10 protein-coding genes are annotated in these 11,232 nt (G+C 67.0%); 2 read left to right on the top strand and 8 right to left on the bottom strand.

What is annotated here, in order from left to right:
* The 4 genes from AC1D2K_RS19140 to AC1D2K_RS19125 form a co-directional block, all read right to left on the bottom strand.
* The coding region (locus AC1D2K_RS19140; protein ID WP_478090413.1) for a sulfatase-like hydrolase/transferase at nt 1–760 on the bottom strand (760 nt) is incomplete at its 3' end.
* A 165-nt stretch (nt 761–925) separates the two neighbouring features.
* Nucleotides 926–1,306: a response regulator transcription factor gene (locus AC1D2K_RS19135; protein WP_478090412.1), complete on the bottom strand. Its 381-nt coding sequence runs from the start codon at nt 1,304–1,306 to the stop codon at nt 926–928.
* Nucleotides 1,307–1,412: 106 nt separating this feature from the next.
* On the bottom strand, nt 1,413–1,964 hold the full coding sequence (locus AC1D2K_RS19130; RefSeq protein ID WP_478090411.1) for an OmpA/MotB family protein: 552 nt from the start codon (nt 1,962–1,964) through the stop codon (nt 1,413–1,415).
* Between the two features lie 144 nt (nt 1,965–2,108).
* On the bottom strand, nt 2,109–4,589 hold the full coding sequence (locus tag AC1D2K_RS19125) for a response regulator (protein ID WP_478090410.1): 2,481 nt from the start codon (nt 4,587–4,589) through the stop codon (nt 2,109–2,111).
* Between the two features lie 46 nt (nt 4,590–4,635).
* On the opposite strand from AC1D2K_RS19125, the gene AC1D2K_RS19120 reads away from it, so the two are divergent.
* A complete protein-coding gene (locus AC1D2K_RS19120; protein WP_478090409.1) occupies nt 4,636–5,616 on the top strand; it encodes a Bug family tripartite tricarboxylate transporter substrate binding protein in 981 nt (326 codons plus the stop codon).
* Between the two features lie 117 nt (nt 5,617–5,733).
* On the opposite strand, the gene AC1D2K_RS19115 is transcribed toward AC1D2K_RS19120, so the two are convergent.
* The 4 genes from AC1D2K_RS19115 to AC1D2K_RS19100 form a co-directional block, all read right to left on the bottom strand.
* Nucleotides 5,734–6,081 carry a zinc ribbon domain-containing protein YjdM gene (locus AC1D2K_RS19115; protein WP_478090408.1) on the bottom strand — a complete coding sequence of 116 codons (348 nt, stop codon included), beginning with the start codon at nt 6,079–6,081 and terminating at the stop codon, nt 5,734–5,736.
* Between the two features lie 129 nt (nt 6,082–6,210).
* On the bottom strand, nt 6,211–7,014 hold the full coding sequence (locus tag AC1D2K_RS19110) for a metal ABC transporter permease (protein WP_478090407.1): 804 nt from the start codon (nt 7,012–7,014) through the stop codon (nt 6,211–6,213).
* Nucleotides 7,011–7,931 (bottom strand): metal ABC transporter substrate-binding protein, encoded by a 921-nt coding sequence (locus AC1D2K_RS19105; protein ID WP_478090406.1) that lies wholly within the window; start codon nt 7,929–7,931, stop codon nt 7,011–7,013. Before AC1D2K_RS19105 ends, AC1D2K_RS19110 begins: the two co-directional genes overlap by 4 nt.
* A 41-nt stretch (nt 7,932–7,972) precedes the next feature.
* On the bottom strand, nt 7,973–9,388 hold the full coding sequence (locus AC1D2K_RS19100; RefSeq protein WP_478090405.1) for a hypothetical protein: 1,416 nt from the start codon (nt 9,386–9,388) through the stop codon (nt 7,973–7,975).
* 674 nt (nt 9,389–10,062) lie between these two features.
* On the opposite strand from AC1D2K_RS19100, the gene AC1D2K_RS19095 reads away from it, so the two are divergent.
* Nucleotides 10,063–11,088 carry an HlyD family secretion protein gene (locus AC1D2K_RS19095; protein ID WP_478090404.1) on the top strand — a complete coding sequence of 342 codons (1,026 nt, stop codon included), beginning with the start codon at nt 10,063–10,065 and terminating at the stop codon, nt 11,086–11,088.
* The last annotated feature ends 144 nt before the right edge of the window (nt 11,089–11,232 follow it).

Below are 11,232 nucleotides of genomic sequence, written 5' to 3'. Positions count from 1 at the left end.
CGTCGGCCATGGCCGTGGTCAGGTTCCAGCCCGGCTTGCCTTCGAAGGGATAGATGGCCGTCGTGTTGCGGTACAGGTTGGGCTGCCACTGGCTGGCGTCGCCGCCGACGAAGCCATAGAAATACTCGAAACCCAAGCCGCCCGGCCACTGGTCGAAGGGCCCGGCCTGGGTCGATTGGAAGGAGGGCGTGTTGTGGTTCTTGCCGAACCATGAGGTCGCATACCCGTTCTCCTTCAGGATGGCGCCCACCGTACCGTTCTCCTTCCTGATGACCGAGTTGTAGCCAGGGAACCCCGTCGCGATCTCGCCCACTACGCCGGTGCCCGCCACATGATGATTTCGGCCGGTGATCAGCGCCGCGCGCGAGGGCGAACAGAGCGACGTGGAATGGAAATTGGTGTAGCGCACGCCGCTCTTCGCGATGCGATCCATCGCCGGCGTCGGAACGACGCCTCCGAATGTGCCCGGCGCGCCGAAGCCGACGTCGTCCGTCATGATGAGCACGACATTGGGTGCTGTCTTGGGCGGCACGACGCGCGGAGCCCACCACTCTTTCGACTCCGAAGCCTTCTGCTTGATCTCCCCGCCGAACTTCGGATCGGGTGGCGGAAGCTGCTTGCCATCGAGCGTCGTCGTGGCGCCTGCAGCACCGGGGACACCGGTGACTTGCTGAGCGAGCGTCGTCCCGCTACCAAGAAGGGCGATCGTGATGGCGCCGGCCAGGATTTTGGGTATGTACATGGTCTTTTCCTTCTCCATACTTTCGATCGATGCAGCCAGGGCTGGGGCCTTTCGGCCCTCGCAGGTACAGCGTCTCCAGGGAAGCAGCGCCAGTATTCGGCGCGCCGTGCCTGCTTGAAATACGACCATGGTCTTATGCGACTCAGGGCCCACGGCTTTCGAATCGCCAAACCCCATCTGCTTCTAGCGACCGAGATCCAGTCCGCCTCCCGCAAAGGCGAGATCAAGCGCCGCCAGGAGGTCTTCCTTGGTGAATGGTTTGCGCAGTACCGCCACGGGATGGAGCCGGGCGAGTTGCGCATCGAGCCCTTCGCGCTCGGATGCCGTGATGAAGACCGTCGGGCGGTCACGTCCGGCCTCAACCAGCGCCTGCTTGAATTCGATGCCGCCGGCTCCTGGCATGTCGACATCCAGTACCAGGCAGGCTTCGTGCTCGAGCGACCCGGAGTCCAGCAGAGCCTCGACGCTCGCGAACGACTCCACCTCGAAACCTGCCAGCCGCATCAACCGTACCAGCGCGCGGCGCAGCGAGGCGTCGTTGTCAATGAGCAGTACGCGTCGCATGGATCGGCTCACGGCAGTGACAGGTGGACTGCCTGCCGACCCTGCACCACGCGACGTGCGACCAGCCTGAGCGTCGCGGACGCAGGGGGCCTGCAGGCAGAGGCGACTAGGGTCGGCTGGCCGCGGCGATCACGATCTCCACGCGACGGTTCTTGGCCTTGCCCTGCGGCGTGTCGTTGCTGGCCACCGGCCGCGCATCGCCGAAGCCCTGTGCCGAAATCCCGCTCGGTGGCACACCCTTCGAAATCAGGAAGCGCGTGACCGCGTCCGCCCGGGCCGACGAGAGTTCCAGGTTGGACGGGAAGCGAGCCTTCAGCGCCGGGCCGATGGGCTCGTTGTCAGTGAAACCCTGGACCACGATCTGCTGACCGGGCAGGTTCGCCAGCGTCGGGGCGATCTTGGCGAGTGTCGCTTCGCCCTTGGCGTTGAGCGTCCAGCCGCCTTCGGGGAACAGCAGCTCGTTGACCATCGTCACCTTGAGCTGGTTCTGCAGCTGCGTGATCTGCGCCTGGTCGCTGCTCAGTTCGCTCGAGAGCTTGGTGTTGAGCGCCTGGTAGTTGTTCGCAGTTGCCACTTCGGTGTCGTACTTCTTCTCCGTCACGCAACCGGAGGCCAGGACCGCGGCACACAACAGGACAACGAGCTTGACTGATTTCATGATGACTCCTTGGGGCGTTGAACAAGAACTGCCACACATCGCGAGGCGTCGCGTGAGACCCGCAGGGCACGAAAGCGTGGAACGCGTAGCAATCAGGGCCCGACTGTCCGCCGACCCCGCACTTCGCGAAATACGACCTTGGTGCTACCTGCGCTCTGGAACCGGCGCCGGCGTTCGAACGGGCACGGGCGGCGGTGCCGCATGCAAGCCGATGCGCTCCGCCATGCGGACGAGGTCGGCGACCGAGCGGGCGCCCATCTTGTCCATCACCCGCCCGCGATGGATCTTCACCGTGGTCTCGGCGATGCCCAGCCGGTCGGCGACGACCTTGTTGAGCAAGCCGGCCACCACGAGGTCGAACACTTCGTGCTCGCGGGGCGTCAACGACGCATGCCTTGCCAGGATCTCTGCGTCCTGGCGGCGGTCCTGATCACCCCCCCGGCTCCTCGCCAGGGCATCGGCCACCGCTGCAAGGAGTTCACTCTTCGCGAATGGCTTCGGCAAGAAGGCAATGGCCCCGGCCTTCATGGCATGCACGGTCGTCGGGATGTCGACATAGCCGCTCATGAACACGATGGGCCACCCAATGCTCGCTCGCGCGAGCGTCGCCTGCAGATCGAGGCCACTCATGCCGGGCATGCGAATGTCGCTCACGATGCAGGCGACGTCTGCCCGGGGGGCGCGATCGACAAAGGCTTGGGCATTGGCAAACGCCACGACCTCATAGCCCTCGCCCTGCAGTTGGCGCTCGAGTGCCCGTCGCATGGCGTCGTCGTCGTCGATGAGGAACACCGTTTGTCCGGAAGCGGCCGGGAGCTTGGCCGGCGGCGCAAGCTTGATCGACAGTGGCGGGCGCGAAGGCAGGTCGATCCGGAACACCGAGCCAGCTCCCGGCGTGGATTGCACCGAAAGCGTTCCGCCATGGGTGGCGACGATGGTCTGGCTGATCGACAGGCCAAGCCCCATCCCAGCCGCCTTGGTCGTGAAGAAGGGTCGGAAGATGCGGGCGAGCGTCGCCTCATCCATGCCGACGCCGCCATCGATGACCTCGATGCGGACCCCGCTCTCGGACGGACTTGCGCGCAGCGCCACGGTGCGCGAACCAGGGTCGAGCCCGGCCACCGCCTCGAATGCGTTCAACAGCAGATTGATCAGAACCTGCTGAAGTTGTACCCGGTCGCCCACGATGTGCGGCAGTTCTTCGGAGCCCTGCAGCGTGATCGCGATGCCCTGTTGGGTTGCTTCCGGTTTGACGAAGTGCAGCACTTCAACCAGAAGAGCGGCCAGGTCGAATTCGCGCCGTTCTGCTTCCCCATGGCGCAGGAAGCGTCGCAATTTCTGGATCATCTCGCCGGCTCGCCGGCCGTCCGCGACGATGTCCGAGACCGTCGCGCGCAGATCGTCGAGATCGGGGACCCGGGCGCCAAGCAGATCCACCGCCGTCTCTGCATTGGAGAGGCTGGCGGCAATCGGCTGCGTGAGTTCATGCACCAGCGATGCCGCGAATACGCCCATGGTGCCGACGCGTGCTGCGTGCACTGCCTGTGCCTGTGCCATGTGTTCGCGACGTTCGGCCTCCTGCCATGCAAGAAAGCTGGCAAAGGCCTCGCCGAGCAGCTGCACCCGGGCCACCAGTTCGTGCGGCCACTCCGGTCCCTCCCGCACAGTGGCAATGGAGAGCGCTCCGGCGACTTGGCCCGACAGGCGCAGTGGCACGATCACGCCTGCGCCTATGTGCAATTTGCGCAGCGCCTCGACATCGGCTGCGGCTGACGAAGGTAGGTCGTCATGCCGCGCGAAGCTCACGAGTTCGCCGCGTTCGAGCTGGGCACTGATCCAGGGGATCGTCGGCATGCGCACGTCGTCTGCGGGTGCGGGAACGCCGTCGGCCAACCAGCGGTGCGTCTTTCGGAACAGTCCCTCCGCCTCGACGCGCTGCCACAGCGTCGCGCGATCGGCGCCGAGGGCACGCGCCACGTCCCTCAGTCCCGCCTCCAGCAAGCGGTCCTGTTGCGCACGGGGTGCCCCGAGCAGCGCACTCAGGATCTCTGACGCCTTGCGCTCGAACTTGATGGCAACGTCGAGTTCTTCCTGCGTTCGCTTGTGCGCGAGCGCGTTGGCGAAAACCTCGGCAAGGATACGGACGCGTTCGACCAATGGTTCAGGCCACTCGCGCTCGTGCCGGAGGCAGCCGAACGCGAGGGCGCCTTCTACCTGGCCGGCAACCCTCATCGGAATCGTCAGGTTCGCCTTTGTCCCCGGCTCACGAAATGACGCCTGGTCGATCTCCGCTTCCGGGGGCAGGTCGTCAACGCTCGGGATGACCACCGCCTCGCCGGCGCGAACCCGGGCCAGCAGCCAGGGGAACCTGTCTGCGATGGATTTCGGTGACACCGGCGGCACGCCGGCGATGGCCCAGGAATGGGTGACGCGCACATCGCCGCCCGACACGAAACGCATCAATTGCGCTCTGTCGACGCCAAGCATCTTGACGATTTGATGCAGCGCGTCCGTAATGGCGCCATCGACCTCCCGGGTCGGCAAGATGAGGAAACGGGCCGACAGCTCTGCCAGCATTCGTTCGAACGCGACGTGATCCTGCGTGGGGCTCGCAGGACGGACCATGGGTGGTTTGGGCATCTGAGCGGCAGTACGGTGGCTAACCAGAGGTATGCGCCAGCATCACATCACAACTCCGCTGCTCGCGCTAGCCATGGCGATCGCGCCTGCCTTCGCCGAGAACCAGTCCGACCGCGAGGCGCCGTTGCGGATCGTGGTCTCCGTGCCGGCCGGTGGCATTTCGGACCGTGTCGCGAGACTTCTCGCCGAAAGGCTCCAACCCAGCCTCTCGCGGCCGGTCGTCGTCGAGAACAAGGCCGGGGCCGGTGGTCGCATCGCGGTCGACGTGCTGATGCGCTCCGCGCCGGACGGCTCGACGGTGTTGCTGGTGCCGATCATCGTGCCCGTCATCGGCCCGCTTGTCTTCAAGGACCTGAACTACAACCCGATGCGCGACATGGCCCCGGTCTCGCAGGTCGCAACCTATCAATTGGCCCTGGCCGTCGCCGCCAGTCATCCGGCCCGTACGCTTCGCGAATTCGTCGCCTGGGCGAAGGAAAATTCAAGGCAGGCGACATTTGGAACCCCGGCGGCCGGGAGCCTGGCGCACTTTCTGGGCGTCGCACTGGGGCGGGAGTCCGGCACCGAACTGGTGCACGTTCCTTACCAAGGCGCCGGGCAACTCGAAATCGATCTGATCGGCGGCGAAGTCGCCTGCGGAATCGCGGCGCTGTCGGACCTTGCGCCGCGCCATCAAGAAGGCCGGATCCGCATCCTGGCCACGTCCGGCGCTGAGCGGTCATTGCTCCTTCCGACGGTGCCGACCTTTCGCGAGCAGGGATTCGAGACAGTCGAAGCGACAGGTTGGCATGCGGTCTACGCGCCAGCGGCGACGCCGGCGCCAGTGATCGACCGTTTGTCGGGCGCCATCGTCGTTGCGCTGGAAACCCCCGAACTGCGCGCCAAGCTTGTCGCGCTGGGCCTCGAACCCACCGGGACGACGCCGAAGCAACTTGCGGCGATCATGGCCGCCGACACGGCGCATTGGGCGCCGATCATCAAGGCCGCTGGATTCAACGCTCCGCGGCAATGAGCAGGTGTGGGGGGCAGCCCCCCGAAAGGAAAGCGAGCGGACCGCAACAGTCGGCCCGAAACGGCTGATACGGCGGTCGCACTGGAGGAATGCGCGAGCGCGCGATCAGGCAGGGCCTCAGGCCTTGCGCACGAACTCCGACTTCAGCTTCATCGCGCCGATGCCGTCGATCTTGCAATCGATGTCATGGTCGCCATCGATCAGGCGGATGTTCTTCACCTTGGTGCCGACCTTCACCACCAGCGACGAACCCTTGACCTTGAGGTCCTTGATGACGGTGATGGTGTCGCCGTCGTTCAGCACGTTGCCGACCGAGTCCTTGATCACCCTGCTGTCATCGGCCGCACCCTCGGCGGCAGCGGCCACCGCGGGCCATTCGTGGCCGCATTCGGGGCAGACCAGGTTCAAGCCGTCCTCGTAGGAATATTCAGAATTGCATTGGGGACAGGGTGCTAGGGTGGTCACGGCAGCAGGTGCTCAAATCGGGTTGCGGGGGGCGTGGATCATAGGTCCTTTCATCACGCCGCCACCCCGTTCGCGAGCGCCGGCAGGTCGACGCACGATCGTCACCGCTGTGGCCGGTCTGGTCGCCGATCAGTGGACTTGACTCGCCGGATCCACTGGCGCGGGCTCGGAGTCCGGCCTTCCGCGCAGGGCCAACACCACCATGAGCGCACACACGCCCAAGGCCCACACGATCACTGCGCCCGACGGCAGGTCGAACAAGGCCGAAAGCGCGAGGCCCAACGCGTAGCCGGCCACCCCGATTCCATAGCCGATCCAAAGCTGCCTCGCTCCGCGGGGCCTGCGCGTGCCGAGCGCCGGAATGATGAGGCTGGAGAACACCAGGTAGACCCCGACGAGTTGCACCGAAGCCGTGACGGCCAGCGCAAACGCCGCATAGAAGCCGAAGCGGCCGAGCCGTTGCACCCAACCCAGGCCCAGTGCGAGCAGCAACACGGCCGAGACGCCGCCCAGCCACAGCAGTTGCGTCAGGTCGACCCACAGGATCTGCCCGACGAGCAGGTCCTTCAGGTGCTCGCCGCCATGCGGATTGCTCGACAGCAGCAGGATGCCTGCGCAAGCGGCGAGTACGAACATCACGCCGATCAGCGCCTCCTGCTGCTGCGGCGCGCGCCGCTCGGTCCAGGTCAATAGCCAGGCCCCGAGCAAGGCTGCGGTCACCGCGGCCAGCTGCACCACGATGCCACCCTCGGGCATGCCCAGCGCGTCGGCGGCAATGACCCCCAGTCCGGCAATTTGCGCGATCGCGAGGTCGATGAAGACGATGCCGCGGTCCAGCACCTGCATGCCGAGGGGCACATGGGTCGCCAGCACCAGCACGCCGGCGATCAAGGCCGGGCCGAGGATGCTCCAGTCGAGTGCGTTCCAGTTCACGATTTGGTCCCGGCGCCGAGCAATCGAGCCAGCGTGTCGTCGAAGAGCCCGAACAGGTCCTTCGCGCCCTCGGTGCCACCCACCGTGAAGGGCAGCTTCACTGCCGGGATGCCGGCGTTCTTGCTGAGCCAGTCCGACGGGCGCGAGTCCTGATAGGCGGCATAGACCACCATGCGCGGCGGCGTGCCCTTCAGTTTGGCCTGGACCTCCTGCAGGTGCGATGCCGACGGCTCGACGCCGGGCTTGGGTTCGAGCACGGCCACCTCCTTCAATCCGAGCCAGTCGTAGAGATAGACGAAGGCGTTGTGCTGAGAGACCACGGACGCGCCCTTGAGCGGCGCGGCCTGCGCCGACCAGCGCCCGATGGCTTGCTGCCAACGCGCTGAAAAATCGGCCTGGTTCCTCGCGTACTCCGGGGCGTTCGCGGCGTCGATCTGCTGCAGGCGCGTGCCGAGGGCGGCAGCCACCGCCGCGATGTTGCGCGGGTCGGTCTGGATGTGCGGATTGCCCGCAGCGTGCACGTCGCCTTGCGAGCGGTCGACCTGCGTGGGGACTTCGAGCTTGCGCACGTAGTCGGCAGCCGCGAAGTTGCCCGGTTGGCCGGGCTGCACCTTGGCGTTGCCGGATTGCTGCAGCAGCACGGGCAGCCATCCGATCTCGAGCTCGGCGCCGGTGCAGACGACGAGGTCGGCGCCGCGTGCGCGGGAGATCAGGCTCGGCTTGGCCTGGATCTGGTGCGGATCCTGCAACGCGTTGGTGGCGACCGACACCTCGACGAGGCTGCCGCCCAGCTCCTTGGCCAGCGCGCCCCACTCGGGCTCGCAGGCGAAGACACGAAGCGCCGCGTGGGCGGGAGCTGTCAGCAGCAGCAGCGGCGCGGCAATCAGTGAAACGAGGGAGAGGCGATGGAGGTTCATGGCGTTTGCCTTGTGTTTCGCTTGGGATGGGAAAGGTGCCGTCAGTAGCTGTGCGCGCCGTGCGCGCCCAGGCTCATCTGGTATTGCAGGAAGACCTGGTTGTCGACATGCCCGATCTGCGCACGGTCCTGCGCGAACTGCAGCCGGATGCGGGAGAACTCGCTGGGGTTGAAGTCGAGCATCACCGAGTTCTTGCTCGGGCGATAGTTGCCGAGAAACGCGATCGTGGCGGGTCCGAAGGTCGGCGTGCCGGGGTCGAGCCGTTCGGTGCGCAGGCCGATGCGCCAGTTCGGCATGAACTGGTAGACCCCTTGCACGTACCAGCCCGACTGAGCCACGCGGTAGTTGCCGAAGGCATCCGAGAAGCCGACGTCGTGGAGCAGGTTGCCGTCGCGCGTGCTGTGCAGGTACTCGCCCTGGAGCTTGAAGTTGGTCCGCGTGGCGTTGCCGTCGGGAGCCCATTTCCAGACGCCGTCGACGATCCAGACGCGCGTGTCGCCGCTGAAGACATCATTGACCGGGAATCCGACTGCGTTGATCGCGACCAGTCGCTGGTCGGTGGCCTTCGCGTTCAGCACCGAAACGCCCGCGCGCCAGTTGTTGCTTTCGCCGATGTCGCCACCGGTGTGCAGGGCCAACGCGCTCATCCCGGCGCCATTGCTGCTCGGCGCGGTGCCGGGGTAGCTGCTGCTGCCTCCAACCTCGGCGCTGAGCTCGACGTAGTGCTCGATCGGAGCCACCCAGCTCATCTGCAGCCCGTTGTTGATGTACTGGGTGCCCAGCATGGCCTGGTAGGCCAGCGGGTTGTCCGCGAAGTCCCAGGTATGCGCGTGCTGCGGGTTGAGATAGCCGATGTTCGAGAAGAAGCGCCCCGCCTTGACCGAGAGCCCGTTGCCGAGCGAGGTCGTCTGGATGAAAGCCTCCTCGATCGACACGGAGTTGTCGGACTCGAGCGCGATGCTGGCCGCGCCCCGCAGCCATGGATCGATGTTGGCCGCGAAACCCAGTTCGGTCTCGCCCAGGCTGAAACCGCGCGTGCCGGGACCGATCGAAGCGCCCGCCGGCAGCGGGAAACCGGTGATCGCGTACTTCGCCGGATCCTGCGACGTGTCGATGTAGCCGCCCGAGAGAATCAACGACAGCGACGGATTGAACGCGTTGGCGCCGGCGCCGGTGGAAGCCACCGCGCTTGCTGGCGGAGGCGCTGGCGGTTGTGGCGCGGCTGTTGCGGGTGCAGTTACGGGTGCAGTTGCGGCCGAGGCTGCGCTGGTGGCGGACGATGCCGCTTCGGCTGCCTTCACTCGTTGTTCGAGTGCCTGGAGGCGCGCCTCGTAGTCCGCGCGCATCGCGTTGATCTCTCGTCGCAGCGCTTCGACATCGGAAGGCGAGGATTCGGCCATCGCGGCGAGGGGCACGACGAAGGCGAGCGCGAGGCTCGCCCGATAGAGCTGGTTCATTTATCGACGCTCATGGCAAAGACGTTGGAATGCGTCCGCCCGGAGAAAGGCGGGTCGGTCAACAATCAGAGCGAAGCGTGCGGCGGGGCTCGACTCCTGTAGGCAGGGGCCAGCAGCTCCTGCCAGGCGCCTCCAGAGGCTCCTTGCGGTGCCTCGTAGCGGGCGATGGAACAAGGAAGGCACGGCGGCTCGGAGCGGAGCGCGCCGCCATGCAAAGCGGCCGCCGTCAGGCAAAGATCACATGTGGAAGACGGGGGTGGCCCTTTGCCGCCGATCGGGTCGACGGTGTGCGACAAGGCATGCACGCCGGCGGCGAGCTGGGCCAAGGGCAGCAACAACGCGAGCCACAGCACCCACACCCGGAGGCGCGGCGGACCTGTGCGATGTCGAGGATTGCGCATGGCGGCTGACATCTTAGTCTTGGCGCGAGGCGCCGTTGTGTCACCGGGCGCCGTGAACGCCCGGGGGGCCCGCGCCTAAAGATCCTCGCCGCGCGCCATCGGCGCGACCGCGATGGCGGTTTTCCGAGGAGTTCGCCGGCAGCCTGGTCAAGGACGGCTGGTTGGGCGTTTGCGGCGCTGGCAACTTCAGGCACGATGGGCGGGACGCTGCGGAGGCAGGCGTGAGCGCCTCACTGGTTTGGCGCCCAGCACTCCGGCGCGCGAGAGCAGACCATGAACAAGAAACCGATCCTTGCAGGCGCCGTCGTCCTGGCGGCAGCCGCCGCTTTCGCGGCCTGGTACCTCCACCGGCAGCCCGCCGATGCGCACTCACTGGTGCTCTATGGCAACGTCGACCTGCGGCAGGTGTCGCTGGCCTTCAATGGCAACGAGCGCATCGCCCGGCTCGAGGTCCAGGAAGGCGACCGCGTGAAGGCCGGGCAGGTGCTGGGCGAACTCGACACCCGCACGCTGCAGCTGCAGGCGGCCCAGGCCGAAGCCCAGATCGCCGGTCAGTCGCAAGTGCTGCAGCGCCTCAAGGCCGGCAGCCGGCCCGAGGAAGTGGCGCAGTCGCGCGCCCAGGTCGCCGCCGCCCAGGCCGAGGCCGAGCTGGCCCGCCAGCAGCTCGAGCGGCTGCAATCGATCCGCCAGACCACCGCGGGGCGCGCGGTCAGCCAGCAGGACCTGGACGCCTCGCAGGCGCGCCGGAAGGTGGCCGAGGCGCAGCTCGAGAACGCGCGCAAGGCGCAGCAGTTGGTGGTCGCCGGTCCGCGCAAGGAAGACATCGCACAGGCCCAGGCGCAGCTCGATGTCGCCACCGCGGCGCTCGCGGTGCTCCGCCACCAGTTGCAGGAAGCCCGGCTGCGCGCGCCCATCGATGCGGTGGTGCGCGCGCGCCTGATGGAGCCGGGCGACATGGCGTCGCCGCAGCGGCCGGTCTTCACGCTCGCGATCACCGACCCCAAGTGGGTGCGCGCCTATGTCACCGAGGCGGACCTCGGGCGCGTCAGGCCGGGCATGGCCGCGACGCTGTCGACCGACAGCCACCCCGGCGAGCCGCTCCAGGGCAAGGTCGGCTACATCTCCTCGGTGGCCGAGTTCACGCCCAAGACCGTCCAGACCGAGCAGCTGCGCAGCAGCCTGGTCTATGAGATCCGCGTGCTCGCCGACGACCCCGGCGACCGCCTGCGGCTGGGCATGCCGGTGACGGTGCGCCTCGCGCTGGACGGCGACGCGCTCACGGCGGGGAGTCCGCGCTGATGGACCCCGCCGCGCCGGCGCTGCTGGGACACGGCCTGCGCAAGCGCTTTGCGCAGAAGGGCTCGGCCGAGGGCACGCTGGCGCTCGACGATGTCTCGCTCGAGATCCCCGCCGGCACGCTGGCCGCCCTGGTCGGCCCGGACG

Source organism: Variovorax sp. P1_H12_2, assembly GCF_056405335.1.
Note: the sequence above shows the minus strand (reverse complement) of the source record. Positions and strands in the feature narration are given on the sequence as shown.